The organism is Caulobacter sp. FG121 (assembly GCF_057809815.1).
Window position 1 is genome coordinate 34,838 of the sequence record NZ_JBMDKR010000005.1, and the last position, 25,756, is coordinate 60,593.

Annotated in this window: 23 protein-coding genes and 1 tRNA gene; 13 read left to right on the forward strand and 11 right to left on the reverse strand. The window is 68.7% G+C overall.

Annotated features, from left to right (window positions below; translation table 11 throughout):
• Positions 1 to 283: 283 nt before the first annotated feature.
• Entirely contained in the window at positions 284 to 589 is a 306-nt protein-coding gene (locus tag ACODSL_RS13460; RefSeq protein WP_488901208.1) for a hypothetical protein, read from the forward strand.
• A 50-nt stretch (positions 590 to 639) separates the two neighbouring features.
• Here the strand turns inward: ACODSL_RS13460 and ACODSL_RS13465 are convergent.
• Positions 640 to 715, reverse strand: a tRNA-Ala gene (locus tag ACODSL_RS13465).
• A 98-nt stretch (positions 716 to 813) separates the two neighbouring features.
• The gene (locus ACODSL_RS13470; protein ID WP_488901471.1) at positions 814 to 1,293 is read right to left on the reverse strand and encodes a TIGR02300 family protein; all 480 of its coding nucleotides are present in this window, start codon (positions 1,291 to 1,293) and stop codon (positions 814 to 816) included.
• Between the two features lie 114 nt (positions 1,294 to 1,407).
• On the opposite strand from ACODSL_RS13470, the gene aroA reads away from it, so the two are divergent.
• The 10 genes from aroA (at position 1,408) to ACODSL_RS13520 (ending at position 11,195) form a co-directional block, all read left to right on the forward strand.
• The gene (gene aroA / locus ACODSL_RS13475) at positions 1,408 to 2,727 is read left to right on the forward strand and encodes a 3-phosphoshikimate 1-carboxyvinyltransferase (protein ID WP_488901209.1); all 1,320 of its coding nucleotides are present in this window, start codon (positions 1,408 to 1,410) and stop codon (positions 2,725 to 2,727) included.
• A gap of 3 nt (positions 2,728 to 2,730) precedes the next feature.
• Positions 2,731 to 3,381 carry a (d)CMP kinase gene (gene cmk, locus ACODSL_RS13480; protein WP_488901210.1) on the forward strand — a complete coding sequence of 217 codons (651 nt, stop codon included), beginning with the start codon at positions 2,731 to 2,733 and terminating at the stop codon, positions 3,379 to 3,381.
• Positions 3,382 to 3,503: 122 nt separating this feature from the next.
• Complete coding sequence (gene rpsA / locus ACODSL_RS13485) at positions 3,504 to 5,219, forward strand: 30S ribosomal protein S1 (RefSeq protein ID WP_488901211.1); 1,716 nt, start codon at positions 3,504 to 3,506, stop codon at positions 5,217 to 5,219.
• Between the two features lie 252 nt (positions 5,220 to 5,471).
• Entirely contained in the window at positions 5,472 to 5,753 is a 282-nt protein-coding gene (locus tag ACODSL_RS13490) for an integration host factor subunit beta (protein ID WP_488901212.1), read from the forward strand.
• A 16-nt stretch (positions 5,754 to 5,769) separates the two neighbouring features.
• On the forward strand, positions 5,770 to 6,225 hold the full coding sequence (mscL, locus tag ACODSL_RS13495) for a large-conductance mechanosensitive channel protein MscL (protein ID WP_488901213.1): 456 nt from the start codon (positions 5,770 to 5,772) through the stop codon (positions 6,223 to 6,225).
• Positions 6,225 to 6,863, forward strand: a complete 639-nt coding sequence (locus tag ACODSL_RS13500) for a phosphoribosylanthranilate isomerase (protein WP_488901214.1) — start codon at positions 6,225 to 6,227, stop codon at positions 6,861 to 6,863. Before mscL ends, ACODSL_RS13500 begins: the two co-directional genes overlap by 1 nt.
• Before the next feature lie 12 nt (positions 6,864 to 6,875).
• Positions 6,876 to 8,096, forward strand: a complete 1,221-nt coding sequence (trpB, locus tag ACODSL_RS13505; RefSeq protein ID WP_488901472.1) for a tryptophan synthase subunit beta — start codon at positions 6,876 to 6,878, stop codon at positions 8,094 to 8,096.
• Positions 8,093 to 8,926 (forward strand): tryptophan synthase subunit alpha, encoded by an 834-nt coding sequence (gene trpA / locus ACODSL_RS13510; RefSeq protein ID WP_488901215.1) that lies wholly within the window; start codon positions 8,093 to 8,095, stop codon positions 8,924 to 8,926. The genes trpB and trpA overlap by 4 nt, the downstream gene beginning before the upstream one ends.
• A gap of 4 nt (positions 8,927 to 8,930) precedes the next feature.
• Positions 8,931 to 9,851 (forward strand): acetyl-CoA carboxylase carboxyltransferase subunit beta, encoded by a 921-nt coding sequence (locus ACODSL_RS13515; RefSeq protein ID WP_488901216.1) that lies wholly within the window; start codon positions 8,931 to 8,933, stop codon positions 9,849 to 9,851.
• 24 nt (positions 9,852 to 9,875) lie between these two features.
• Positions 9,876 to 11,195 (forward strand): bifunctional folylpolyglutamate synthase/dihydrofolate synthase, encoded by a 1,320-nt coding sequence (locus tag ACODSL_RS13520; protein ID WP_488901217.1) that lies wholly within the window; start codon positions 9,876 to 9,878, stop codon positions 11,193 to 11,195.
• Here ACODSL_RS13520 and trxA read toward each other — a convergent pair.
• From trxA to ACODSL_RS13555, 7 genes are all read right to left on the reverse strand, one after another.
• Complete coding sequence (gene trxA / locus ACODSL_RS13525; protein ID WP_488901218.1) at positions 11,192 to 11,527, reverse strand: thioredoxin; 336 nt, start codon at positions 11,525 to 11,527, stop codon at positions 11,192 to 11,194. The genes ACODSL_RS13520 and trxA overlap by 4 nt on opposite strands.
• A gap of 74 nt (positions 11,528 to 11,601) precedes the next feature.
• Positions 11,602 to 15,069, reverse strand: coding sequence for a double-strand break repair helicase AddA (gene addA, locus ACODSL_RS13530; RefSeq protein ID WP_488901219.1), 3,468 nt, complete (start codon positions 15,067 to 15,069; stop codon positions 11,602 to 11,604).
• Complete coding sequence (gene addB, locus ACODSL_RS13535) at positions 15,066 to 18,059, reverse strand: double-strand break repair protein AddB (RefSeq protein ID WP_488901220.1); 2,994 nt, start codon at positions 18,057 to 18,059, stop codon at positions 15,066 to 15,068. Before addB ends, addA begins: the two co-directional genes overlap by 4 nt.
• The gene (gene murU, locus ACODSL_RS13540) at positions 18,056 to 18,778 is read right to left on the reverse strand and encodes an N-acetylmuramate alpha-1-phosphate uridylyltransferase MurU (RefSeq protein WP_488901221.1); all 723 of its coding nucleotides are present in this window, start codon (positions 18,776 to 18,778) and stop codon (positions 18,056 to 18,058) included. The genes addB and murU overlap by 4 nt, the downstream gene beginning before the upstream one ends.
• The gene (amgK, locus tag ACODSL_RS13545; RefSeq protein WP_488901222.1) at positions 18,775 to 19,890 is read right to left on the reverse strand and encodes an N-acetylmuramate/N-acetylglucosamine kinase AmgK; all 1,116 of its coding nucleotides are present in this window, start codon (positions 19,888 to 19,890) and stop codon (positions 18,775 to 18,777) included. The genes murU and amgK overlap by 4 nt, the downstream gene beginning before the upstream one ends.
• Positions 19,856 to 20,314 carry a tRNA (adenosine(37)-N6)-threonylcarbamoyltransferase complex ATPase subunit type 1 TsaE gene (gene tsaE / locus ACODSL_RS13550; RefSeq protein ID WP_488901473.1) on the reverse strand — a complete coding sequence of 153 codons (459 nt, stop codon included), beginning with the start codon at positions 20,312 to 20,314 and terminating at the stop codon, positions 19,856 to 19,858. The genes amgK and tsaE overlap by 35 nt, the downstream gene beginning before the upstream one ends.
• Entirely contained in the window at positions 20,314 to 21,189 is an 876-nt protein-coding gene (locus tag ACODSL_RS13555) for a 1-acyl-sn-glycerol-3-phosphate acyltransferase (RefSeq protein WP_488901223.1), read from the reverse strand. Before ACODSL_RS13555 ends, tsaE begins: the two co-directional genes overlap by 1 nt.
• A 103-nt stretch (positions 21,190 to 21,292) precedes the next feature.
• On the opposite strand from ACODSL_RS13555, the gene ACODSL_RS13560 reads away from it, so the two are divergent.
• A complete protein-coding gene (locus ACODSL_RS13560; protein WP_488901224.1) occupies positions 21,293 to 22,789 on the forward strand; it encodes a CoA-acylating methylmalonate-semialdehyde dehydrogenase in 1,497 nt (498 codons plus the stop codon).
• Positions 22,790 to 22,931: 142 nt separating this feature from the next.
• On the opposite strand, the gene hemW is transcribed toward ACODSL_RS13560, so the two are convergent.
• Together hemW and ACODSL_RS13570 are read right to left on the reverse strand one after the other, a co-directional pair.
• Positions 22,932 to 24,086, reverse strand: coding sequence for a radical SAM family heme chaperone HemW (hemW, locus tag ACODSL_RS13565; protein WP_488901225.1), 1,155 nt, complete (start codon positions 24,084 to 24,086; stop codon positions 22,932 to 22,934).
• Positions 24,083 to 24,682 carry a non-canonical purine NTP pyrophosphatase gene (locus tag ACODSL_RS13570; protein WP_488901226.1) on the reverse strand — a complete coding sequence of 200 codons (600 nt, stop codon included), beginning with the start codon at positions 24,680 to 24,682 and terminating at the stop codon, positions 24,083 to 24,085. The genes hemW and ACODSL_RS13570 overlap by 4 nt, the downstream gene beginning before the upstream one ends.
• 532 nt (positions 24,683 to 25,214) lie before the next feature.
• Between ACODSL_RS13570 and ACODSL_RS13575 the strand changes: the two genes are divergently transcribed.
• Positions 25,215 to 25,751: a DUF2975 domain-containing protein gene (locus ACODSL_RS13575; RefSeq protein WP_488901227.1), complete on the forward strand. Its 537-nt coding sequence runs from the start codon at positions 25,215 to 25,217 to the stop codon at positions 25,749 to 25,751.
• Positions 25,752 to 25,756 lie beyond the last annotated feature (5 nt).

Here is a 25,756-nt window from a genome sequence, read left to right on the forward strand (position 1 = left end):
ACCAGTCCCGCGGGAATCCATCGGCGACAATTGCGTCGGTCGAGGGCCAGGTCGAGGTTGGCCCGGTCGAAAATGGCGACCGACCATTTTCCGGAATTTCGGACAATTCCCCATTTGATTGAATTTTGAACCGGAAAGGCGCACCTTTCAGGCGAAATCGCTCTGCCGCCCGCCGGGTGACGGTGGTTTCGAGGCGAAATTCGCCAAAAATCGGAAACTGGCGCTTTCAGACGCCGGGCCGACTCTGAAGGGAAAACGCACCATGACTTTGGCAATGCATCCGATGTCCGACGCGTCCGTCGGGCGGGAGCGCGCCTCACGCGTGTTCGCGGTCGCGAGCATCCTCTACTGTCTGATCGCGCTTATTTCGGCCGGCGTCGCGGCGCTCGGCCTGTTCGGCTTCGCCGGCCCGGTCGATCCGGTCGCCGTCGAGCCCGCACAGCTGCTCGGTCTGCCCTGGAGCCTGGCCATCACGCCGACCTTGGCCCCGACGCCGGTCATGATGCTGTCGCTGTCCTGCGGCGCGATGGCGATCAACGCCGTCCTGATCGCGGCGGCCGGCCGCCTGATGCGCGGCGCGGCGCGCTGACCAGGGCCTGAAAAGGCGAAAGCCCGCCGGGGTTACCGGCGGGCTTTCATTGGTGGAGCTTAGCGGAGTCGAACCGCTGACCTCTTGCATGCCATGCAAGCGCTCTACCAGCTGAGCTAAAGCCCCGAGGTCTCGGGTTTCCCGCATCCGGCGGGCCGGCGGCGAGGGCGCGGTTCTAGGCCGTCATCCCTCGCCGATCAAGTACCGCTTATCGGTTTTTCCGATCAACGGTCCTCGGTGTCGTCTTCACCCGGCAGACCGTCGATTTCGTCCTCCGGGAAGTCATCGTCATCCTCGTCCTCGAGGAAGGGCACGCCGTCGGCTTCTTCGTCGTCGGCCAGCTCTTCATCTTCGGCGAAATCGACGCCCAGATCGTCGGCAGGCGCGGGCGCCACGACGGGGTCATCGGATTCCTCATCGGTCTCGATCGGCTCGACCGCGGCCTCGTCGTCGATTTCCGGCGTCTGATCGGGTTCTTCCTCGAAGCCGTCGGCATCGGGATCGACCGCCTTGACGGGCTTGTCTTCGGCGTCCTCGTAGTCCGGCACGGCCGTGCGGGCGCGAACCCGACGGTTACGGACGGCCTCTTCGGGATCGAAGGTCTCGCCGCATTTGGGGCAGGCAGCCGGGCGGCGGCCCAGATCGTAGAATTTGGATTGGCAATTGGGGCAAATCTGTTTTGCGCCCAGTTCCGGATTGGCCAAGGGGCGATCCTCGTAGGTCTTGGTGCGGAAGCGGCGGCTCACTTGCCACGGGGCGGGGGCGCTGTCAAAAGCAATCCCCGCCTTTCCAAAGCCTTTCAGGAGCTTGCGCCCGGCATGACCGCCGCCGTGCTTTCGGCCCGCCCCGGCGCGCCCCTCACAGGAACCGTCCAGGTCCCCGGCGACAAGTCGATTTCGCACCGCGCGCTGATCCTCGGCGCCATGGCGACGGGCCGCACGACGATCGAGGGGTTGCTGGAGGGCGATGACGTCCTGGCGACGGCCCGCGCCATGCGGGCCTTCGGCGCGACCGTGGTCCGGACAGGCGAGGGCGCCTGGACCGTCGACGGGCAGGGCGGATTTTCGGAACCGGCCGACATCATTGACTGCGGCAACGCCGGCACGGGCGTACGGCTGATCATGGGCGCCATGGCGGGCTATCCGATCACTGCCACGTTTACCGGGGACGGTTCCCTGCGAAAGCGCCCAATGGGTCGCGTGCTGGAGCCCCTTGGCCGCATGGGCGCGACCTGGCTGGCGCGAGACGGCGGGCGCCTTCCCCTGACGTTGCGGGGCGGGACCCTTGCGGGACTCGACTACACCCTGCCGATGGCCTCGGCCCAGGTGAAGTCGGCGGTGTTGCTGGCCGGCCTGCAGGCCGATGGACCGGTGACGGTCGTCGAGCCCGAGGCGACGAGGGACCATACGGAACGGATGCTGCGCGCCTTCGGGGCCACGGTTACCATGACCGATCACAACGATCGCCGGGTCATCACCCTGCAGCCGGGCGCGAAACTGGCCGGCAGTCATGTAGCGGTGCCGGGCGACCCGTCGTCGGCGGCCTTCCCTATCGTCGCGGCCCTGATCACGCCGGGCTCGGAGGTCACGGTGACGGGTGTCATGCTCAATCCGCAGCGGACCGGTCTGTTCGACACACTGCGCGAGATGGGCGCGGATCTGACCATCAGCAACCGTCGTGACGCCAGCGGCGAGGAGGTCGGCGACATCACCGCCCGCCATTCGACCCTGCGAGGCGTCGTCGTGCCGCCGGGCCGCGCGCCCAGCATGATCGACGAGTATCCGATCCTCGCCATCGCCGCAGCGTTCGCGACCGGCGACACGGTGATGCGCGGCGTGGGCGAAATGCGGGTCAAGGAAAGCGACCGTATCGCCCTGATGGCGGCGGGCCTCGAATCCTGCGGCGTCGATGTCGAGGAAGAACCCGAGGGCTTCATCGTCCATGGATCGGGAGAGACGCCGCGCGGCGGCGGCCTGGTCGAGACCCATGGCGATCACCGCATCGCCATGAGCCATCTGATCCTCGGCCTCGCCGCTCGCGAACCGGTCCGCGCTGACCAGCCGGGCATGATCGCCACCAGCTTCCCGACCTTCGCCGACATGATGCGCGGCCTCGGCGCCGACATCGCGGAGGACTGAGGGATGGGCTTCACAATCGCCGTCGACGGCCCGGCGGCCTCCGGCAAGGGCACGATCGCCGTCAGGCTGGGCGCGCTCTACGGCTTTCCCGTGCTGGACTCCGGCCTGCTCTATCGCGCGGTGGGCATGAAGGTGCTGTCCGAGGGGGGCGATCTGTCGGACGAGGCCGCCGCCACGGCCGCTGCCCGATCGCTGGAGCCATCCGAGCTCGAGGGGCCCGTCGTGCGCACCCGCGCCGCCGGCGAGGCGGCCAGCCGCGTGGCCATCTACACGCCGGTCCGCCGGGTGCTGCGGGACTTCCAGCGCACGTTCGCCCTGCAGGAACCTGGCGCGGTGATTGATGGCCGGGACATCGGCACCGTCATCGCCCCGGACGCCCCGGCCAAGCTCTATGTGACGGCCACGCCCGAGGCCCGTGCGACGCGCCGCTGGAAGCAGCTGGTCGGCCAGGGCGAGGCGGTCACCTACGAGGAGATCCTCGCGGACATCCATACGCGCGACGCCCGCGACTCGGCCCGCGCCGACTCGCCGATGGTGGCCGCGCCCGACGCGGTCTTGCTCGACACGACCGAAATGACTATAGACGCGGCCTTCGATGCGGCCCGCCGTATCGTCGAGGCGGCGCGCAGCCGGCGGGAAACCGCCAAAGGCTAATCCAACGCGCCGACCCGAACGGCCGCGGGCGCACAAATCCACCTGAAACCCATGGACCGCCCGGACTCCGCCGGCATCCCGCCGCCTGTCCGCGATCCGCAACCAAGAGACTGAAACACCCAATGGCCGACGATATGAGCCTGAACCCCAGCCGCGACGATTTCGCGGCCCTCCTTGACGCCTCGATGGGCGGCGCCGGCGGCGACTTCGCCGAAGGCACTGTCATCAAGGGCAAGGTCGTGGGCATCGAAAAGGACTTCGCCATCATCGACGTGGGCCTCAAGACCGAGGGCCGCATCCTGATCAAGGAATTCGGCGTCGACGACGCCGGCAAGCCCACGCTGAAGATCGGCGACGACGTCGAAGTCTTCCTCGAGCGCCTCGAGAACGCCCTGGGCGAAGCGGTCATCAGCCGTGAAAAGGCCAAGCGCGAAGAAGCCTGGACCCGCCTCGAAGTGGTGTTCGCCAAGCAGGAGCCGGTCATGGGCTCCATCGTCGGTCGCGTGAAGGGCGGCTTCACCGTCGACCTGGGCGGCGCGAGCGCCTTCCTGCCGGGTTCGCAGGTCGACATCCGTCCGGTCCGCGACGTCGGTCCGCTGATGGGCAAGGAACAGCCCTTCGCCATCCTCAAGATGGACCGTCCGCGCGGCAACATCGTCGTCTCGCGTCGCGCCATCCTGGAAGAAGCCCGCGCCGAACAGCGCACCGAACTGGTCAGCCAGCTGCTCGAGGGCGAAGTCCGCGAAGGCGTGGTCAAGAACATCACCGACTACGGTGCGTTCGTGGACCTGGGCGGCATCGACGGCCTGCTGCACGTCACCGACATGAGCTGGAAGCGCGTCTCGCATCCGTCGCAGGTCCTGGCGGTCGGCGACACCGTCAAGGTGCAGATCATCAAGATCAACCCGGACACCCAGCGCATCAGCCTCGGCATGAAGCAGCTGCAGTCCGATCCGTGGGATGGCGTTGAAGCCAAGTACCCGGTCGGCGCCAAATACACCGGCCGCATCACCAACATCACCGACTACGGCGCGTTTGTTGAGCTGGAAGCCGGCGTTGAAGGCCTGGTCCACGTCTCGGAAATGTCCTGGACCAAGAAGAACGTCCACCCTGGCAAGATCGTCTCCACCTCGCAGGAAGTGGACGTCATCGTGCTCGACGTCGACAGCTCCAAGCGCCGCGTGTCGCTGGGCCTCAAGCAGGCCATGGCGAACCCGTGGGACGCCTTCCTGTCGGCGCACCCGATCGGCTCGACCGTCGAGGGCGAAGTCAAGAACGCCACCGAGTTCGGCCTGTTCGTCGGCCTGGACGGCGACATCGACGGCATGGTCCACCTGTCCGACCTCGACTGGAACGCGTCTGGCGAAGAAGCCATGGCGAAGTTCAAGAAGGGCGACATGATCAAGGCCAAGGTCCTCGACGTCGACGTCGAGAAGGAACGCATCAGCCTCGGCGTCAAGCAGCTGGGCGGCGATCCGATGACCGGCGACACCTTCCGCAAGGGTCAGACGGTGACCGTCACGGTGACCGAGGTCACCACGGGCGGCATCGAGGTCAAGTTCGGCGAAGACGACGCGCCAATGACGGCCTTCATCCGCAAGTCGGACCTGTCGCGCGACCGCCAGGAGCAGCGCCCCGAGCGCTACGCCGTCGGCGACCGCGTGGACGCCCAGGTGACCAACATCGACAAGGCCGCCCGTCGGGTGTCCGTCTCGATCAAGTCGCTGGAAATGGCCGAAGAGAAGGAAGCCATCGAGCAGTTCGGGTCCTCGGACTCCGGCGCCTCGCTGGGGGACATCCTCGGCGCGGCCCTGCGCGAAAAGGCCTCGAAGGACTAACCTTCGACCTTCACCGCTAACGAAGTCATTCGGCGGCCGGGGTTTCCCCGGCCGCCGTTTTCGTATGTGGGCATGCGGGGCATCCGGACCGACCCGGCTCGCCCGTGAATTCCGGGGCCCGATTTCAGTCCAATCGGCGCCCACCGCTGAAAGGTTGCGCGCACTTGAGCGGTCTTTGGCCGACAACCTCTTGAAGACTCAGGAATGATTGGGCAAAGGTCCAACGGCCGAAGTCGGGGCCGGGGAAGCGAAATGATCAAGTCCGAGCTGATCGCGATGCTCGCCGCCGAGAATCCGCATCTGACGCAACGCGACATTGAGCGCGTGGTCGGTGTGATCCTGGAAAAGATGACCGTTGCGCTCGAAGGCGGCGGTCGTGTCGAGCTGCGTGGCTTCGGCGCCTTCTCGGTCCGCTCCCGTCCCGCCCGCGCCGGACGCAATCCGCGAACGGGCGAGCCCGTGTCGGTCAAGGGCAAGCATGTGCCTTTCTTCAAGAGCGGCAAGGAACTGCGCGAGCGGCTGAACGCCGACTAGTCCACGGAAGGTCGCCATGAGCGTGTTCAAGGAATTCCGCGAGTTCATCGCCCGCGGCAACGTGGTCGATCTCGCCGTCGGCGTGATCATCGGCGGCTCGTTCGGCGCGATCGTCAAAAGCCTAGTCGATCAGGTGGTTATGCCCCCGATCGGTCTGATCACGGGCGGGATCGACTTCTCCAAGCTCGAGTGGGTTTTGCGCCCCGAGAATCCGGCCACCGAGGCGATCGAAAAGGTCGCGATCGGCTACGGCGCGTTCATCAACACCGTCATCCAGTTTCTGATCGTCGCCATGTCCGTGTTCGTGTTGGTCAAGGCGATCAATGCGGCCCGCCGCGAAAAGCCCGTCGAACCGGCCAAACCCGCGGCCCCGCCGCCGACCGAGGCGCTGCTGGCCGAGATTCGCGATCTGCTCAAGGCGCAGGGCACGCCGCCCGCCGCGAAGCCCGTCGCGGGCGCCAAGAAGGCCTGATGGCCGGGGTCAAGATCTGCGGCCTGTCCACGCCTGAGACGGTGGCCGCCGCCCTCGACGGCGGCGCGGCCTTCCTCGGGTTCAACTTCTTTCCGGCCAGTCCCCGCTATGTGGAGCCGGACGCCGCCGCCCGTTTGGCGCCGCCCGCCCGTGGCAAGGCGACGATCGTGGCCGTGACGGTCGATCCCGATGATGATCTGGTCGATCGGCTGACGACCACGCTGGCGCCGGACCTCATCCAGCTGCACGGCAAGGAGACGCCCTCCCGGGCCCGCGAGATCGCCGCGCGGGCGGGGGTCGGGGTGATCAAGGCCCTGCCGGTCTCGGAGTCCGCCGACCTGGAAGCCGCCCGGGCGTTCGAGACCGTGGTCGACCACCTGATGTTCGACGCAAAGCCGCCCGCGGACGCCGCGATGCCGGGCGGGCTCGGCTCTTCCTTCGACTGGACGATTCTCGCTGGACGTCGCTTCGCGCGGCCCTACCTCCTCGCGGGCGGCCTCGATCCTTGGAATGTCGGCGTAGCCCTGCGGCTCTCCGGCGCACCGTTCGCGGACGTTTCCTCTGGCGTGGAGCGCGGCCCGGGGATAAAGGACCCCGGCCTGATTTCGGCCTTTCTGGAGGCGGTGCGCCGCGCCTGAGTGTCTGACGCTGTGAACGCCCAATCCAAGCCTAACGACTGGTCCGCCTTCCCGGACGCCCAGGGCCGCTTCGGCGACTACGGCGGACGCTATGTGGCCGAGACCCTGATGCCGCTCGTGCTCGAGCTGGAGAAGGCCTACGCGGCGGCCGACGCCGATCCCGCCTTCCACGGCGAGCTGAACGGCTTCCTCAAGCACTATGTCGGCCGCCCCAATCCGCTCTATTTCGCCGAGCGGCTGACCGCCCACATCGGCGGGGCCAAGATCTACTTCAAGCGCGAGGAGCTGAATCACACCGGCGCGCACAAGATCAACAACTGCATGGGCCAGATCCTGCTGGCCCAGCGGATGGGCAAGACCCGCATCATCGCCGAAACCGGCGCCGGCCAGCATGGCGTGGCCAGCGCCACCGTCTGCGCCCGCTTTGGCCTGCCCTGCATCGTCTACATGGGCGCGGTCGACGTCGAACGTCAGAAGCCCAACGTCTTCCGCATGAATCTGCTGGGTGCCGAAGTGCGACCGGTCACCTCGGGCGCGGGCACGCTCAAGGACGCCATGAACGAGGCGATGCGCGACTGGGTGACCAACGTTGAGGACACCTACTACATGATCGGCACAGCCGCCGGTCCGCACCCCTATCCGGCCATGGTTCGCGACTTCCAGTCGGTCATCGGCAAGGAAATCCGTACGCAGATTCTGGAAGCCGAGGGCCGGTTGCCCGACGCCCTGGTCGCCTGCGTCGGCGGCGGCTCCAACGCGATCGGCACCTTCCACCCGTTCCTCGGCGACGAGAGCGTGAAGATCTTCGGGGTCGAGGCCTCGGGCCATGGCCTGATGACTGACAAGCATGCCGCGTCCCTGACCGGCGGCAAGCCGGGTGTCCTGCACGGCAACAAGACCTATCTGCTGCAGGACGACGACGGCCAGATCCTCGACGCCCATTCGATCAGCGCCGGCCTCGACTATCCGGGCATCGGGCCGGAGCACAGCTGGCTGCATGACGTCGGTCGGGCGCGGTACCTGACCTGCACCGACGACGAGGCGCTTGAGGCGTTTCAGCTCTGCGCCCAGCTTGAAGGCATCATCCCCGCTCTGGAAAGCGCGCACGCCATCGCCAAGCTCCCGGAAGTGGCGAAGGAGGTCGGCAAGGGCGGCATCATCGTCATGACCCTGTCTGGCCGGGGCGACAAGGACGTCAACACCGTCGCCGACGCCCTGGGGATGTCGATTTGACCATCAATCGTCTGACGACCCGCTTCGCGGCCCTGGCAGCGCAGGATCGCGCCGCCTTCGTGACCTACATCATGGCCGGCGACCCCGGCCTGGAGGCCTCGTTCGAAATCCTGTCGAAGCTGCCGGCCGTCGGGGCCGACATCATCGAGCTGGGCATGCCGTTCTCCGATCCGATGGCCGAGGGACCGACCATCCAGCGCGCCGCGCAACGCTCGCTGGCCGCGAAGACGAAGATGGCCGACGTGTTCGGTCTGGTCGCGCGTTTCCGGCAGCAGGACGCGGACACGCCGATCGTCCTTATGGGCTATCTCAATCCGGTGCTGTTCCGGGGCTTTGACGTCTTCGCCGCCGAGGCCGCGGCCGCGGGGGTGGATGGTCTGATCATCGTCGACTGTCCGCCGGAAGAGGCTGATCCCCTGGCCGATGCGCTTGACGCCGTCGGCGTGTCGCTGATCCGCCTGGCCGCCCCGACCACCGACGCCGCGCGCCTGCCCGCCGTGGTCCGCCGCACCTCGGGCTTTGTCTATTATGTCTCCGTCGCCGGCGTGACCGGCGTGAAGTCAGCCGTCGCCGCCTCGGTGGCCCAGCCTGTGCAGATACTGCGTCAGGCGTCCGGCCTGCCGGTCGCCGTGGGATTCGGCATCCGGACGCCTGAAGGGGCCGCCGAAGTCGCCCGCGTCGCCGACGGCGTCGTGGTCGGTTCGGCCCTCGTCGATGAAATCGAAGGCGCCCTGAACGGCGGAGCGAACGAAAACGTGACTGAAAGAGTTCTTTCCAAGGCGGCAGAGCTGGCTAAGGCTGTGCGCTTGGCGCGAGTCAGGGATGCTTGAAGCAATGGCGATGGCTGACCCCAAGAACGACAAACCGATCCGAGGGAATGCGCGTGAGCGCCAGGGCTGGCTTGCCCGCATCGCGCCCGGCGTACGCGGCGCGTTTGTAAAGCGCGAGACGCCCGAAAACCTCTGGGTCAAATGCCCCGACACCGGGGAGATGATCTACCGGCCCGACCTGGAAGCCGCCTGGTGGGTCACGCCCGCCGGCCGCCACATGCGCATCGGACCGGAACTGCGCTTCAGGTACACCTTCGATGACGGCGCGTTCGAAGCCTTCGACACGCCGAAGGTGCCCGAAGATCCGCTGCACTTCACCGACGGGCGTCCCTACAAGGATCGTCTGGCCGCTGCCCGCAAGGCGACCGGCGAACCGGACGCCATGGCCATCGGCGCCGGCCCGATCGGTGGTACCGACACCGTTGTGCTGGTTCAGGACTTCGCCTTCATGGGCGGGTCGCTCGGCATGGCTGCCGGCGAGGCCTTCATCGCCGCCGCCCGGCTGGCCATCAGCCGTGAGGCCCCGTTGGTCGTATATACGGCCGCCGGCGGCGCGCGGATGCAGGAAGGCACGCTTTCCCTGATGCAGATGGCCCGCTCGACCCTGGCGATCCAGGAGCTGAAGCGCGCGCGCCTGCCCTACATCGTCGTGCTGACCGACCCGACCACGGGCGGGGTGACCGCCAGCTACGCCATGCTGGGCGACATCCAGATCGCCGAGCCGGGCGCCCTGATCGGCTTCGCCGGCCAGCGTGTGATCGAGCAGACCATCCGCGAGACCCTGCCGCCGGGCTTCCAGCGCGCCGAGTATCTGGTCGAAAAGGGCATGGTCGACCGCGTCGTGGCCCGCCACGAACTGCCGGTCGTGCTCGGCTCGATCCTCAAGACCCTGATGATGGGGCGCAACGGTTCGAAAGCGGCCTGACCCCTTCCGCACGGAACACCGGTCATGAGCGATCACCTCCGAGCGCACGACGCCGCGCTTGAGCGGCTGCGCCTGCTGCATCCCAAACTGATCGACCTGTCGCTGGGCCGGATGCAGCGGCTGTGCGCGGCGCTGGGCGATCCGCAGCGCAGGCTGCCCCCGGTCATCCATGTGGCCGGCACCAACGGCAAGGGCTCGACGGTCGCCTTCCTGCGCGCCATCGCAGAGGCTGCCGGTCTGCGCGTGCACGTGTTCACCTCCCCCCATCTGGTGCGGTTCGCCGAACGCATCCGGCTGGCCGGGACGTTGATCACAGAGGCCCATCTGGCCGACGTGCTCGAACGGGTCGAACGGGCCAACGCGGGCGAGGCGATCACCTTCTTCGAGATCACAGCCGCGGCGGCCTTCCAGGCCTTTTCCGAGGTCGAAGCCGATCTGTGCCTGCTGGAAGTGGGCCTTGGCGGCTCGCTTGACGCCACGAACGTGATCGACCCTCCGGCCGTCAGCGTCATCGCGCCGGTGGACCACGACCATCACGAGTTCCTCGGCGACACGATAGCCGGCATCGCCGGCGAGAAGGCCGGAATCATCAAGCGCGGCCCCCCCGTCGTGGTCGGCCGCCAGTCCGGGGAAGCCTTCGCCGTGATCGAGGCGCGGGCGCGGGCGCTCGGCGCGCCGCTGACCGCGCTGGGCGTCGATTTCGACGCCTGGGCCGAGCGGGGCCGGCTGGTGGTGCAGATGGAGGACCGCCTGCTCGACCTGCCCTTGCCCGCACTGGCGGGCCCTCACCAGATCGACAACGCCGCCCTGGCCGTGGTCGCCGCGCTGCAGCTGCGCGAGGCGCGCATCGACGAGACGGCCATCGGCAGGGGCCTCGCCTCGGCTGTCTGGCCCGCGCGTTTCCAGCGGCTGACGAAAGGCCCCTATGGCGCACTCGCCCAGGCGGCGGGCGCGGACCTGTGGCTGGACGGCGGGCACAATCCGCACGCGGCCCTGGCCCTGGCCCGCACGGTCGGCGACATGGCCGCCCGCGACGGCCGGCCGGTGGCGATCATCTGCGGCCTGCTGGCCAACAAGGACGCCGACGGCTTCTTCGCCGCCTTTGCGGACCTGAAGCCGCGCATCGTCTGCGTGCCGTTCGAGGCCGACGCGGCCAGCCCGCCGGACCGGCTGGTGGCGGCGGCGCTGCGGGCTGGGCTTCAGGCCGAACTGGGAGAAAGCGCCCTGGCGGCGCTGGAGACCGTGCTGGCGGGGGACGGCCCCCCGCCGCACATCGTCATCTGCGGGTCGCTCTATCTGGCCGGCGAGGTGCTCGCGGCCACAGAAGAGACCTGGCCGATCTAGGCCGCGGGTTGAACGCCGGCTTCAAGCAGCCATTCGAGGATCTTCTGCTTGGGCATGGCGCCGACCTTCATCGAGGCCATCTGTCCGCCGCGGAACAGCATCATCGTCGGAATGCCGCGCACGCCGTAGCGCGAGGGCGTCGTCGGGCTTTCCTCGATGTTGACCTTTGCGATCACGACGTGGTCGGCCAGTTCCTCGGAGATCTGGTCCAGGGCGGGGGCGATCTGCTTGCAGGGCCCGCACCACTCCGCCCAGAAGTCCACCAGGACCGGCTTTTCGGACTGGAGCACATCGCGCTCGAAGGATTCGTCGGTCACCTTGACGGTGCTCATCGGTAGTCTCCTGTTCGCGGCGCCACGCGGCGCGCGTCATTCAGCAAATGATGTAGGCCCGGGGCCGTTCCCTATCAATGTCCACCGACCAGCTGGTCGAGGGTTCGGGCGATCATGTTTTCTGGAACCGGCATCAGACGGGGTCCATCGGTCCAGACCAGCGCCGCCTCGATGCGCCGCCCGGGGAAGATCTCCGCCAGCACGGCGGCGTACAGCGCCATTTGCACGCGATAGGCAAAGTCGGCCTCCTCGATGCGGGCCGGGGCAGGGCGGTTGGTCTTGTAGTCGACCACCAGCACCCGGTCGGGCAGGACCAACAGCCGGTCGACCCGGCCGGATACACCCAGCCCTGCTGGCAGGCGCGGCGAGGTCCCGGCGATGGCCGCTTCGGCCCGGCTGCCCGGTCCGAACACATCGGCGAACACCGGATCCTCCAGCACGCCGAAGGCGGCGGTGGTCATTTCAGCGCGCTGGACTAGCGTCAGGTCCGGTTCGCGGTCAAGCAGGCGCGCGGCGGCGGCCCGGCGGTCCGCCGGCTCAACGTCCGGCAGCAGCTGCAGCAGCCGGTGGATCAGGTCCCCTCGACGGAACCGGCCGAGGCCCTGCAACATGTCCAGCGGCGAAGGGGCGGGCCCCCGCTCACGCTCGGCCACCTGCGACGGCGAGGCATAGCGCATGACGGCGGACTCGACGGGCGCGGGCCGCAGCGCCCAGTCGGGCAGGGGGGCTGGCGGCGCGATCAGCGGCGTCGCGCCGTCCACCTGAACGGGATCGGGCCCGAGTCGCAGGATCTCCATGTCTCCGGCACGCACCTGCCGGACGGCGTCCGCGACCTCCGGCCTTGAAAAGGCGTTGCGCATGGCGCCGTACCAGCCCCGGATGCTCTCGTCCTTCGTCCGGGCGTCGATGCGGCCGCAGAGCACCAGCCGGTCGCGGGCGCGGGTCAGGGCCACATAGAGCAGACGCCAGGCCTCGTCCTCGTCGCGGTCCTTGCGCAGCTGGCGGGCGGCGGCGCTGGCGGGGCAGTCATCGGCGGTGCGCGCGCACCACAGGAAGCCCTCGTCCGCCGTGGTCATCAGCGGGGAACCGTGAGCGCCGGACTTCACCGTCGTCTCCGGCAGGAAGACGATCGGCGCCTCCAGGCCCTTCGAGCCGTGGGCGGTCATGACCCGAACCTCGTCAGCGCCGCTTTCCAGTTCCCGCTTCACGCTGACATCGAGGTCGGCGAAGGCCGCCACCAGCCGCTCCAGATCGAACAGGCCGCGCTTTTCCGCCGCCAGCGTGCGGGCGAGGAATTCATCCAGCACATCGCCGGCTTCGGACCCCAGGCGGGTGGTGATCCGCGCGCGCATCGACCGGCCCTCGCTGTCGGTCAGCCCAAGCACCCTGCGATAGAAGTCGAATGGCCGGTGGGCGCGAGCGAGGTCGCGGAAAGTCTCCAGCCGTGCGAGCACCGTGGCCCACGCCTGTTGCTCGGCGGCCCGCTCACGCAACACGGACCAAAGGGTCGCCCGGCCCCGTCCGAAGGCGAGGGCGAAGAGGTCATCGTCGCCCAGACCGCAGAACGGGCTCTTGAGCAGGGATGCGAGGGTCAGGTCGTCCTGCGGGAACAGGGTGAACCGCGCCAGCGCGATCAGGTCGTCAAAAGCGATATGGGCCGACAGGGACAAACGGTCGGCGCCCGCCACGGGAACCCCGCGCTGTTTCAGCTCGCGCAGGATCTCCTCGAACAGCACCTTGCGACGCCGCACCAGGATCAGCACATCGCCGAAGCGGGCCGGTCGCCAGGCCTTGAGGTCCTTGTCGAAAACGGCGTCGCCCCGCCGGACGAGTTCCTCGATCTCCGAGGCTATCTTCTGCGCCAGACGCTTGTTGGCGCTGGTGGTGGAGGCCGCGTCGAGAGGGTCGGTCCAGGCGTCGCGTTCCTCGCGGCCCTCGTCCCGCTCGAGCGGCCAGAGGTCGACGCAGCCCTCGTGATCCCGGAACGGCTCATGGACGATGACGTCCTGGTTCTGCGGCGCGGGTACGCCCCGGCGCGTTTCGGGATCGGCGAAAACGGCGTCGACGTAGGTCAGAACCTGTTTCGTCGAGCGGAACGAAAGGGTCAGCGGCACGACGCGGGAGTCGAGCCCCGCATCCCGGATCAGCCTGTCGTAGCGCCGCGTTTCGCTGATCAGCCGGTCAGGGTCCGCGCCCTGGAAGCTGTAGATCGACTGCTTCTCGTCGCCGACGACGAACAGGCTGCGCGGCAACACCTGGGTGTTGGGCAGGCCATCGCCGGCGAAGAACTCGGCGGTCAGACGGTTGAGGATGTCCCATTGTTCAGGAGCGGTATCCTGGGCCTCGTCGACGAGGATGTGATCGATGCCGCCGTCCAGCTTGTAGAGCACCCAGGCCGCGTCGGGCCGTTGGGCCACGAGGTCGCGGGTGCGCTCCACGAGGTCAGCGAAATCCAGCGCCCGCCGGGCCGCCTTGGCGGTCTCGTACTCGCGGGCGTAGACGGCGGCCAGGGCCAGCACCATGACGGTGTCCTGGGCCACGCGAGCGGATTTCGCACGGGTGAGCGCGTCGTGAACGCGGGCTTGCTCGGCGATCAGCCACTCGGCAACAGCCTCATCAACGCCCTTGGTCGACAGCTTCTTCCGCGGCTCGCCCTCCTTGGTGAAGAACAGCGCCTTCACGACGTCCGGCAGGCTTTGTCTGAGCGCCGCAGACTCGCCGACCTCCGCGCATAGGCGGCCGTAGGCGACGTCCGTGACGCCATTGCGCAGGCTGAGCGTCACGGCCGCGCGTTTCCACGCGGTCGCGTCGATCGCCGGCGGCGACAGCGCTTCCCGCTCGATGACCTCGGGGTCCTCCAGCCCGTCGAGACCGCAGGCCGCCGCGATCGCCGCCGGCAGCCCTTCCAGGCCGCCGCAGCGCGCGACATAGCCGGCCAGCGCCGCCCGGCGTTCCTCGAACGCGCGGAACATGGACTCGAACCGCTCGATATCGAGCGCGACCGCCAGCCGGGAATAGGCGTCCGCGACCAGGCCCTCCTCGTCGAGCGCGCGGTGGGCCAGTTTGGCGCGCGCCTCGCGCGCGATCAGCGCGGCCTCCGCCTCGTCCATGATGGAAAAGCCCGGCGACAGCGCGGCCTCGACCGGGAAGCGCCGCAGCAGCTTTTCGCAGAAGGCGTGGATGGTCTGGATCTTCAGTCCGCCCGGTGTCTCAAGCGCCTTGGCGAACAGCTTGCGAGCCTCGGACAGCTGCAGGTCATCGGCCGGCGCCTCGCCCGCCCCGGCGAGCGCGGTCAGCTCTTCACGCAGCTTGTCGTTGTCCATGACCGACCAGTCGCCGAGCCGGCGGAACAGGCGGTGCTGCATCTCCGCCGCGGCCGCCCGGGTGTAGGTCACACACAGGATGGCCTCGGGCCGCACCTTGCGCAGCAGCAGTCGCGCCACCCGGTCAATCAGGGTCTTGGTCTTGCCGGTGCCGGCATTGGCCGTGACGAAAGCATTGATCGTCGGATCGGCGGCGAGCGTCTGATTGAGCAGGCTCATTCGTCGCCGCCTTCGCTTTCGCCGCCGGTCGACCACTCGAACACGCGGGCCAGGTGGTCGTAGTCGCCCGGGTATTCCTTGACCCACTGTGGCGCGACCTTCGACGGGTAGCCGCGCTTTGGGTCCTCGTAGAGGGTCAGCAGCTCGACGACGCCGTTCAGCGCCTTGGCCACGGCTTCCTCGCTGTCGGGCCCGGAGGCCTTGCGGATGATCACTTCGCCCGGCGGCTTGCGGCCGGTCACGCGCAGATAGGTCAGGTCGCCCGGCTCGGCCGTGAAGTCGCCGAACCCGCCGCGTTGCAGGATGGCGGCGGTCAGGGTCAGCTGCGGCGAGAAGCCGGCGTCGATCTGGGCCTTGGACGGCGCGCCGCCGGTCTTGAAGTCGAGCACATGACCGCGGCCGTCGGCGGTGACCTCGATCCTGTCGGCGCGGGCGGTGAGGGTGATCACCCGGCCGCCGATGTCGAGCGGCAGCACGCCCTTCCTTTCGACATGGATCGCGCGGCCGTCGGCGCGGCAGTCACGCTCGAGCTGGGTCGCCCAGACGCCGGCCTCCCGGGCCAGCGCCCGTTCGCGGGCCAGCGACGCGCGCGGCAAACCCTTCTCGACCAGGGCTGTTTCGTAGAGGTGCTGGAACAGACCCGGCGCATCGTCAGGCTCGCCGGTCGTCCAGGCCTCGGCGAAGTCCTCAAACGCTTTATGGATTGCGCTGCCGCGCGCCTTGACCTCGACCGGCTCGTCGGGTCGTTCAAGCGGATAGAGCTTGAGGATATCCCGCGCCCAGATGGCGTAGGGATCGCGGGTCAGGGTTTCGATGCGGGTGACGGCGAATTCCTTCGGCCGGGCCGCGAGTGGCGGAACCGGCGCAGGCCGGGGAACCGGCGCATAGTCGCCCGAGGCATCCAACGCCCGCGCCCAGTCCAGCACCTCTGGCCGGCCGGGCAGATCCATCCCCGCGCCGCGCGCCAGGGTCCGCAGCCGCCACAGCCAGCGGGATTCCACGGCGGGGGACCCTTCACGGCGCAGGCTGTGCACCAGCGCCACGTCCGGCGCGCAGGCGGCCTGGGCGAAGTCGTGGGCTGTCAGACCCAGCCGCCGCTCGGGCGCGGGTACGCCCAGCCGCTCGCGCATCGGCCGCGACAGGAAGGGGTCGACCGGCGCGCCCTGCGGCCAGACGCCGTCCTCCAGCCCGGCCAGAACCAGCCTGTCGGAACGGATCAGCCGCGCCTCCAGCGCACCGAGAATCCGGATCCGCGGATGGGTTTCGCCCGCGGCACGAATACTGGCCTCATTGAGCAGGCCGCCGATCAGGTCGGCGAAATCACGCGCCGTCACCGGCGGCAGGTCGCGGCCATTGGCGATCAGGCCGGACAGCAGCATCGAGGCCGCTTCGCCTGCGCCGCCGGACCAGACCATCTGTCCGGCCAGGGCTTCGAGGGCCTCGACGAGCGCGTGGGTCGCGGCGTCGACCTCGGCCGGGCCGTCTGCGAACGGGAAGGCGGCCAGGTCCAGCGCGGCCAGCAGATCGTCCAGCAAGGCGCCGGCGTCGGGCAGATCAGCGAACCGGTTCAGCAGGATCGTGCGATCCGCCGCCCGGGCGCCGCGCAGGCGCTGGTTCTCTGCACCCCGTGGCGTCTCGAGCGCGGTGACCAGCGGTCCCAACGTCTCGGCCTCGCGACCCAGCGTGACCAGCGAATGCTTCAGGATCGCCAGCAGCAGAACCGGCGACAGCGGATCGACCATCCAGTCGGCGATCAGTCGCGCCAGCACGCCGACGGGGAATCCGGACAAGGGCTCGCCCGCCGAGGAGTCGGCCGCAACACCGAACTGCGCCAGCCGGGCGCTGACCCGGCGGGCCAGGGCCAGGTCCGGTGTCACCAGCGCGGCAGTGCGGCCGGGCGTCTCCAGCGTCTCGCGCAACAGCAGCGCGCAGACGTCGGCGGCTTCTTCCTCGTGGCGCGCCGGGATGACGGACAGGCCCTTGAGCCCCTCTGCCAGGGGATCGACGCCGGCCGCCTCGCCCTCCCGGCGCAGGCTGGACAGCACGTCGCGCCAGTCGGCCGTGGCTTCGGCGGGACGCAGCGCTTCGTTGATCAGACGACGACGCCAGCGCCCGGCGCTGTCGGCGTCCGGCCGCCAGACAGACACGTCGGCGCGGGAGACCCCGGCCTTTTCCAGCAGCCGCTTCATCGCGCCCTGCGGATGCTGGTCGTCGACCTTGTCCCAGGCGTCATCGGCCAGGCCCTCGTCGAGGCCGGGCAGGATCACCGCGCCCTTCGGGCAGCCGGCGATGACGGTCAGCAGGTCGGCGGTGGCCGGCGCGGTGCCGGTCGAGCCAGCGGCGATCAGCGGATGCGCAGGCGGATGGTTGCGCCATTGGGCGGCCAGCGCCCGCAGCAGCTGGACCCGTCGCCAGGTGACGTCGACCAGCCCCATCTCGGCCAGTCGCGCGGGCCAGGCCTCCAGCGCCACCCGAAGCACTTCGGCGGACCGGCGCCAGTGGGCGGCCATGTCGAAGTCCACGAGGCTTTCGAGCTTGCTCGCCGGGTCCTCGACCTCCTCGATCTGCAGGCCGTCGAGAAATCGGCCGAGCGCGTCGGCCATCTCCAGCGCGCCCGCGGCGTCAAGGTCACGGCCCAGCGCCCGGTGGCCCGCGACCAGCCGCGCCAGCTCGAAACGGCGGCGCAGCGGATCGATCGCCGGCGGAATGTCGAGCGACAGATCGCCCGGCTCGAACGGCGGCTCGCCTTCGTCCAGGTCGCCGATGGCGCGGATCTGCGGCAGCAGCACGGCACGCCCCTCGGCCGCGCCGACGAAGGCCTCGGCCAGGGCGCGCGCGCCGCGCCGGGTTGGCGTGAAAACCACCGCGCCCGCCAGGGCTTCCGGCTCGGGAAGCGCCGCGAGCAGACCTGCGGCGAGGTCGTCGAGAAAGGGCCGGTGGGCCGGGATCGAGAACCAGCGCGGAGCCGGACCCTCGAACAGCGCGCTCATCCCGATAACCGGGCTTCAGCCTGGTCCCGCGCCTGGGGGTCGCCGACGTGCATCCACAGACCCTTCGGAGCGAGGCCATGCACGCGGCCTGACCCGGTCAGGGTTTTCCAGATCGGCAGCAGGCCGAAAGGCCCGTCCGGGCCATCGGCGACCACGGAGGGCTTGGCGATATGGACGCCGACATAGACCAGCGGCGCGGACTCACCGGGATCCTTGAAGCGAACCTCGCCAGTCTCCGAGATGAACAGGTCGCCGGTCGCGTGAAAGCCCATCGACTCCGCCGTCGAGGCGGTCAGCAGGCAGACGTCCATGCGGTCCGGGTCCCAGGCGGCGGCCACGGCCGCCAGCGCCTGCCCGTCGTCATCGATCCAGACGGAGTCGATGTTGGCGACCCAGAACGGCGTGTCCGGCAACAGATGCAGGGCATGCTTGATGCCGCCGCCGGTCTCCAGCGGCTCCGCCCGCTCGTCGGAGATGATCAGGCGCGGCATGACGCCCGTGGCGTTGCGAGCCCTGAGGTGCGCCTCCAGCCGGTCGGCGAAGGCGTGCACATTGACCACGGCCGTCTCGACCCCGACCTCGGCCAGCCGGTCGAGCATGTGATCGATCAGGGCCCGGCCGCCGACCTCGACCAGCGCCTTGGGCCGGTCGTTGGTCAGCGGGCGCATGCGGGTGCCAAGGCCCGCGGCCAGAACCATGGCGGTCTTCGGAACGGTCATGCCCTTGCCTCCGCCGGCACATGGCGGTCGAACCAGGCCTTCATGCCGGTCATCGACGGGTCCGCCAGGCAGCTGTCCAGATAGCGCCACAGCCGGGGCAGGAAGCTCTCGTATTTCGGCTTGCCGTCGCGCGTCACCAGTCGGGCGAAGATGCCGATGATCCGGGCGACATTCAGGGCCCCCAGGGCGTGGTAGTCGCTCAGCAGCTGCTGACGGTCGAGCCCCGGATGGGCGGCGAAATAGCGCTCCAGCGCCGCCGCTTCCCGCTCCGGCGAGACGTCGCGGCGCGCGTCATGCAACAGCATCGACAGGTCCCACATGCAGTTCGCCCGGACGGCGTCCTGGAAGTCGATCAGCCCGACCCGCGCGGCGCCCTGGCGGTCCGGCAGCCAGATCAGATTCTCGGCGTGATAGTCGCGGTGGCAGAAGACCTCCGCCGAAGCCTCGGCCCGGGCGCGGATCGGCGTCCACAGCGTGTCCCACTCGGCCAGCGCCGCCGCGTCGGGCGCGAAGGCCGGCCGCAACTTCGGCAGCCATTCGGTGAACAGATCGGCCGCGCTGACCAGGGCCAGGTCGTCGTAGGCCAGCAGAGGCCAGCTGACGCCGTCGAATGCGAGCACCTCCGGCGGCCGGGCTGCGTGCAGCACTGTCAGGGCGTCGATGGCGGCGTCGTAGAGCGGGGCCTCGTCGCCCTGACGGGCGATATGGTCGGCATAGAGGTCGTCGCCGAGGTCCTCGAGCACGGCCAGACCCTGGACCGCGTCGAAGGCCTCGACCTCGGGGGCGGAAAGGCCGAGCGATTTCAGATAGCGGGCGCAGGCGACGAAGGCGTCGACCCGGCCCGACGCCAGCCGGTAGGCCGCGTTGAAGCCAAGGGCGAGGCGCTCGTCCCGGGTCGCACCGGGCGGGCAGGGCGCGGTCTCGGCCCTCGGCGGCTGGTCCATGAAGATGCGGCTGGAGCCATCCGGCAGGTGCAGTCGCTCGTAGACCCGGGTGGAGGCGTCGCCGCTCATCAGCTCACGGCGCGCGTCGCCGAAACCGTGGGCCTTCAGAAAAGCGGCCTTGGCGGCCTCCCGCTCAGAACTCAAGCGTCCGTCCCTTCCATGCGCCATGAGGGGTCAGCCGCGCCCTGCGCGCTTCACCCCCGTCCTCGAGGCCAATCTCTATATCGAGTCGGTCGGGCGGCAGCCGCCCCTCAAGCCGTTGCGGCCATTCGATCAGCGCCGCACCCTCATCAAGCGCCTCGTCCAGACCGATCTCGAAGGCCTCATCGGGACTGGTCAGCCGGTAAAGATCAAAGTGCGCCAGCGGGAAGGCGGCGGCTTCGTAGAACTGGACCAGGGTAAAGGTCGGGCTGGGGACGTCTTCGTCAGGCGTCGTCAGGGTTCTCACGAGCGCGCGGGCGAGCGTCGACTTCCCGGCCCCCAGCGGCCCGGACAGGCAGATGGCCTCGCCATCGCGCAGCACGCCGGCCAGCGCCGCGCCGAGACGCGACGTCGCCGCCTCGTCAGGCAGGTCGATCTCGGCGGGAAGCATCATGCGAAGGGGCGATCGGGCTCGAACGGCAGGGTTCGCTCCACATAGGCCTTGATGGCCGCGCTGGCGACGGCCGCGTCGGAATTCAGCCTGTCCGGCGCTATGGGACGGCCGATCGTAAGCCGGAACCTCCGTCCGGACTTGTTGAGCAGTTCGTGGAACAGGGTGATGTCCCGCAGCTCCGGCGAGAACCGGTCGAAGAAGTGGAACAGGGTCGCCCAGGGTCCCTCCACATGGATCGGCACAATGGGCGCGCCGTACTTGACCGCCACGGAGATCGCCGTCGGCATCCAGGCCGGGTCGGTGAGCACGCCGTTGGCGTCGCGACGCGCCAGTCTGCCCGCCGGAAACACCATCAGCGCACGCTCCGCTTCCAGCACCTCCCGGGTCATCGTCAGGGTCAGGCGGGTGCGGTCGCGCGTGCGTTTGGCGGCGACCCACTCCACCGGGATCAGGGTCTCGTCGAACTGCGCGCACACCCGGTGAGCGTCGGAGTTGGCGTAGAAGATGATGTCCGGCCGCACGGCCTTGAGGGCGTCATAGACCGCGACCCCGTCCGCGATGCCGGTGGGGTGGTTGGCGACGATGACCAGCCGGCCCTCGCGGGGCAGCCGATGCAGTCCGGTCACCGCGACGTCGATGCCCAGCAGGTCCGAGACGAAATCCAGCGCCGCCTTGCCACCCATCGGCGCGATGGCGTCCGCCATGGCCCGCGCCTTGCGATAGCCCAGTAAGGTGTAGAGCAGGGGCCGCATGACAGGCCAGAGGGCCGACTGCGACAGCTTCGGCGCCCGCTCCTCGATCAGCACGTCGACGATGTGCCCCGGACGGGCCGGGGCGAGCGACTCTGGGCGGGACATCGCGGCGTCGGACATGAGCGGAACTTTAGCGGCCCGACGTCATTGCGCAATCCGGCCTAGCCGACCAGGACGAGAGGGCATAAAACGCCCGCCTCATCTGAGCCCCCGGGAGATCACCATGCGGGATATCCGCCATTTCGTGAACGGTTCGACCTTCGAGGGCGCCTCCGGCCGCTTCGGCGACGTGTTCAATCCCAACACCGGCGAAATCCAGGCGCGGGTCCAGCTGGCCACGCCGGCCGAGCTCGACACGGCGGTCGCGGCGGCCCAGGCCGCCTTCTCCGCCTGGTCAGCGACCAATCCCCAGCGCCGCGCGCGGGTGATGTTCGAGTTCAAGCGGCTGGTCGAGGCCAACATGCAGGACCTGGCCGAGCTGCTGTCCAGCGAGCACGGCAAGGTCATCGCCGACAGCAAGGGCGACATCCAGCGCGGCCTCGAAGTCATCGAGTTCGCCTGCGGCATCCCCCACGCCCTGAAGGGCGAATACACCGAGGGAGCCGGCCCGGGCATCGACGTCTATTCCATGCGCCAGGCGCTGGGCGTGGTCGCCGGCATCACCCCGTTCAACTTCCCCGCCATGATCCCGATGTGGATGTTCGGCGTGGCCATCGCCGTGGGCAACACGTTCATCCTCAAGCCCTCGGAGAAGGACCCGTCCGTGCCGGTCCGTCTGGCCGAGCTGATGATGGAGGCCGGCGCTCCGGCCGGCGTGCTGAATGTAGTCCACGGCGACAAGGTCAGCGTCGACGCCATCCTGCAGCATCCCGACATCAAGGCCGTCAGCTTCGTCGGCAGCAGCGACATCGCCCACTACGTCTATTCCCAGGGCACGCTGCACAACAAGCGCGTCCAGGCCATGGGCGGGGCCAAGAACCACGGCATCATAATGCCCGACGCCGACCTCGATCAGGTGGTCAAGGATCTGTCTGGCGCCGCCTTCGGATCGGCCGGCGAGCGCTGCATGGCGCTGCCGGTGGTGGTCCCGGTCGGCAAGAAGATCGCCGACGAACTGCGCGAGCGGATGGTCGCCGAGATCGACAGCCTCAAGGTCGGCCTCTCCAACGACACCGACGCCCAGTATGGCCCGGTGGTCTCCGCCGCCCACCGCCAGAAGATCGCCGACTACATCCAGATCGGTAAGGACGAAGGCGCCGAACTGGTCGTCGACGGTCGCGACTTCAAGCTGCAGGGCTATGAGCAGGGCTTCTTCATCGGCCCGAGCTTCTTCGACGGGGTGAAGCCCGGCATGAAGACCTATCACGAGGAAATCTTTGGTCCGGTGCTGCAGATGGTTCGCGCCGAGACGTTCGAGGAAGCGGTCGAGCTCCCCAGCAAGCACCAGTACGGCAACGGGGTGGCCATCTTCACCCGCAGTGGCCGCGCCGCCCGTGAGTTCGCCAACCGCGTCCAGGTCGGCATGGTCGGCATCAATGTGCCGATCCCCGTGCCGGTCGCCTATCACACCTTCGGCGGCTGGAAGCGCAGCGCTTTCGGCGACACCAACCAGCACGGCATGGAAGGCGTGAAGTTCTGGACCAAGGTCAAGACCATCACGGCGCGCTGGCCCGAAGGCGAGGTCGGGGATTCGAGCTTCGTCATCCCGACGATGGGCTAGGTCTCCGCTCTCCCGGAGGGAGAGCTGTCGCCGCGGAGCGGTGACTGAGAGGGAGAAGCCGGTGATCAAAGATCCGTCCCGGCGACTCCCTCTCCGACCTGGCTCCGCCAGGCCACCTCTCCCTCGGGGAGAGGAATTGAGACTAGCTTTTCAGGATCAACTCCCGCGTCACGCCGTCGAGCATGACACGGCCGGCTCGGGTCGCCCTCAACCGGTCCGGGTCTGGCGCCAGCAGGCCTTCGGCGACGAGCCCCGTCACCGCAGGATGCGCGGCCGTCAGCCCGAGCGCGGTCAGCTCTTCAAACCCGACGCCTTCATCCGTCCGCAGGCCCATCAACAGTCGCTCCTCGGCGCGGTCGACCGGCGACAGCGCTTCCGGTTCGCGGAAGCCGAGGCCCGTCTCGGCGACATCGCGGATGTAGTCGCCGACTTTCGACGCCGCCTCCGTCGCCGTTCGCGCGCCGTGCAGGACCAGCCGGCCATGGGCGCCGGGGCCGACGCCGACGTAGTCCTGGCCGCGCCAGTAGATCAGGTTGTGACGCGACCGTGCCGCCTCTCCGCGGGCGTGGTTGGACACCTCGTAAGCATCAAATCCGGCCGCTTCGAGCACTGTCTGGGTCGTGTCGTAAAGCGCCGCGCCCGTTTCGTCGTCGGCCGGCCTGAACAGCCCGCGCCCGACAGCGCGGTCAAAGGCCGTGCCCGCCTCGATGGTCAGCTGGTAGGGCGAGATGTGCTCGGCTCCGAGCGCGATGGCCCGGGTCAGCTGCTCGCGCCAGGCGTCGACGGTCTGGCCGGGCAGGGCGTAGATCATGTCGACCGACAGGCGCGGAAACGTCATCGCCGCCAGCGCGGCGGCGCGACGGGCTTCTGCGGCGTCGTGGTTGCGGCCCAGGAACCGGAGCGCGTCGTCGTCGAACGACTGCAGGCCCAGCGACAGACGTGTCACGCCGGCGTCGGCGAAGCCGGCGAACCGTCCGGACTCGGCGTCTGTGGGGTTGGCCTCAAGGCTGACTTCGAGGTCCGGCTCCGCGTCCCAAAGCCGGCGTGCGGTGGCGACGATGTCGGCCGCCCAAGCGGGATCCATCAACGAGGGTGTGCCGCCGCCGAGAAACACCGAGGCCAGCCGTCGTGGCCCGGTCAGGGCACGCTGCGCCTCGAGATCCCTCAGGATGGCGGCCGCCAGATCGGCCTGCTCGGCCTGCTTGCGGTCGCGCACGACGTTGAAGTCGCAGTAGGGGCAGATCTTCGCGCAGTAGGGCCAGTGGATGTAGACGCCCAGCGGCTCAGGCCCGGTCAAAACAGGGCGGCTTTCAGCAATTCGAAGGCGCGGGCGCGGTGGCTCATGGCGTCCTTCTGCGCCGGGTCCATTTCGCCGAACGTTTCGCTGTGGCCGTCGGGCACGAAGATCGGATCGTAGCCGAAGCCCCGATCGCCGCGTCCCGGGAACACCAGCTGACCGTCGACGCGGCCCTCGACGACCACGGCGGGGCCGTCCGGCCAGGCCACGGCCAGGGCGCTGGTGAACCAGGCCGACCGGTCGGCCGAGCCCGTTTCGATCAGCCGCTCCTCAACCTTGGCCATGGCCACGCCGAAGTCCTTGCCCGGGCCGGCCCAGCGGGCGGAGAAGATTCCGGGTGAGCCGTCCAGCGCCGCCACGGACAGGCCCGAGTCGTCGGCCAGGGCGATCCTGCCGCTGAGCTGCGCCGCATGCCGAGCCTTGAGCAGCGCGTTGCCGGTGAACGTCGATTCGGTCTCGTCGGGCTCGGGCAGGCCGAGACTTCCGGCGGCGAGGATCTCGAACCGGCCGTCGAGCAGGGCGACCAGTTCCTTCGCCTTGCCGGGGTTGTGGGTCGCGGCGACCAGGGTGGTTCCAGGCTGGAGGATCAGCGGCATGGGAGTGTCCTTTTGCTGCCGCCTTCCTCGCGCCGATGCCCGCGCCGCGCAAGCCACGGTCCGTTTATGCTGCAGTGCATTACGGCTGCGTAATGATGTTACGCAAGTTTAATATCGTTTATCGATAATTCCCTTGATCGAAGAACGGCAAATACCTAGTTTGGGGATGCGGACGGGACACAACGTCGGTCCGCTGGATGTGGAGGGGTCCACATTCATATTGCACCGCAACAAACAGGAGGGACTCATGTCCGCACAAAAACTCACGAACATCGTCGACAAGATCGCGATGACCTTTGTCAACGCCGCCCTGCTCGCCGCTCTGCCCATGGCGGCGGTGCTGTTCGTTTCCCACTCGCTCTGATCGGCGCCCTTTTATGAGGGCCCCGATCAGGGCATCCTCGCCGGCCGCTCCGCGGCTCGCCTCTCCCAACCGATGCCTTGCGCATCCGTTCGGCGAGGCGAGCCCGGGCTGAAGCGGCCGGCGGGATCCGGACGACTGGACCGGAAAGAGTAACAGGGGGATCGCGCCATGCGCGCTTTGGGGCCGGGCTCGGTATCGAGCTTCCTGAAGACCATTCTCGATGTGGTCTATTATGCCTTGTGGGTGCTCATCGGCGGCGCGCTGACGTTCGCGCTGGTGACCCTCCTGTTCAGCTTCAACCCCGGCCTGCTGGCCGGCTGGATTCCCTTCAGCGAGCGCCTGGCGCGCGTGGTCGAGCGCGGCCCGTCCTTCGCGACGGTGCTGGTCGCCGGCGCCGCCTACATGGGCGGCGTGCTGGCCATCGTCGACATCCTGCGGCGCATCTTCGTCACCCTGACGGCGGGCGACCCCTTCCACCCCGAGAACGTACGCCGCCTGCGCCTCGTCGGCGTCATCTTTGGCGGTCTTGAGGTCGGCCGCTTCCTCGTCGCGGCGATCATGAAGCTGGTCGCGCCGGGCGAGATCCGCACGATCGAGGCATCGCTCAACCTGACGACCTGGTTCGCGGTGCTGGTGATCTTCGTGCTGGCGGAGGTGTTCCGTGAAGGCGCGCGCCTGCGCAACGAAGCCGAACTGACGATCTAGGGGCG

What these genes read in the sequence shown, in the direction of transcription:
- addB (WP_488901220.1), bottom strand. Translation starts at nt 18,059, where the DNA reads ATGAGCGCGCTGTTCGAGGGTCCGGCTCCGCGCTGGTTCTCGATCCCG.
- ACODSL_RS13515 (WP_488901216.1), top strand. Translation starts at nt 8,931, where the DNA reads ATGGCGATGGCTGACCCCAAGAACGACAAACCGATCCGAGGGAATGCG.
- tsaE (WP_488901473.1), bottom strand. Translation starts at nt 20,314, where the DNA reads ATGCTTCCCGCCGAGATCGACCTGCCTGACGAGGCGGCGACGTCGCGT.
- ACODSL_RS13500 (WP_488901214.1), top strand. Translation starts at nt 6,225, where the DNA reads ATGGCCGGGGTCAAGATCTGCGGCCTGTCCACGCCTGAGACGGTGGCC.
- cmk (WP_488901210.1), top strand. Translation starts at nt 2,731, where the DNA reads ATGGGCTTCACAATCGCCGTCGACGGCCCGGCGGCCTCCGGCAAGGGC.
- ACODSL_RS13560 (WP_488901224.1), top strand. Translation starts at nt 21,293, where the DNA reads ATGCGGGATATCCGCCATTTCGTGAACGGTTCGACCTTCGAGGGCGCC.
- ACODSL_RS13575 (WP_488901227.1), top strand. Translation starts at nt 25,215, where the DNA reads ATGCGCGCTTTGGGGCCGGGCTCGGTATCGAGCTTCCTGAAGACCATT.
- amgK (WP_488901222.1), bottom strand. Translation starts at nt 19,890, where the DNA reads ATGGCGCATGGAAGGGACGGACGCTTGAGTTCTGAGCGGGAGGCCGCC.
- murU (WP_488901221.1), bottom strand. Translation starts at nt 18,778, where the DNA reads ATGACCGTTCCGAAGACCGCCATGGTTCTGGCCGCGGGCCTTGGCACC.
- mscL (WP_488901213.1), top strand. Translation starts at nt 5,770, where the DNA reads ATGAGCGTGTTCAAGGAATTCCGCGAGTTCATCGCCCGCGGCAACGTG.
- ACODSL_RS13570 (WP_488901226.1), bottom strand. Translation starts at nt 24,682, where the DNA reads ATGCCGCTGATCCTCCAGCCTGGAACCACCCTGGTCGCCGCGACCCAC.
- addA (WP_488901219.1), bottom strand. Translation starts at nt 15,069, where the DNA reads ATGAGCCTGCTCAATCAGACGCTCGCCGCCGATCCGACGATCAATGCT.
- trxA (WP_488901218.1), bottom strand. Translation starts at nt 11,527, where the DNA reads ATGAGCACCGTCAAGGTGACCGACGAATCCTTCGAGCGCGATGTGCTC.
- ACODSL_RS13555 (WP_488901223.1), bottom strand. Translation starts at nt 21,189, where the DNA reads ATGTCCGACGCCGCGATGTCCCGCCCAGAGTCGCTCGCCCCGGCCCGT.
- ACODSL_RS13460 (WP_488901208.1), top strand. Translation starts at nt 284, where the DNA reads ATGTCCGACGCGTCCGTCGGGCGGGAGCGCGCCTCACGCGTGTTCGCG.
- aroA (WP_488901209.1), top strand. Translation starts at nt 1,408, where the DNA reads ATGACCGCCGCCGTGCTTTCGGCCCGCCCCGGCGCGCCCCTCACAGGA.
- rpsA (WP_488901211.1), top strand. Translation starts at nt 3,504, where the DNA reads ATGGCCGACGATATGAGCCTGAACCCCAGCCGCGACGATTTCGCGGCC.
- ACODSL_RS13520 (WP_488901217.1), top strand. Translation starts at nt 9,876, where the DNA reads ATGAGCGATCACCTCCGAGCGCACGACGCCGCGCTTGAGCGGCTGCGC.
- ACODSL_RS13490 (WP_488901212.1), top strand. Translation starts at nt 5,472, where the DNA reads ATGATCAAGTCCGAGCTGATCGCGATGCTCGCCGCCGAGAATCCGCAT.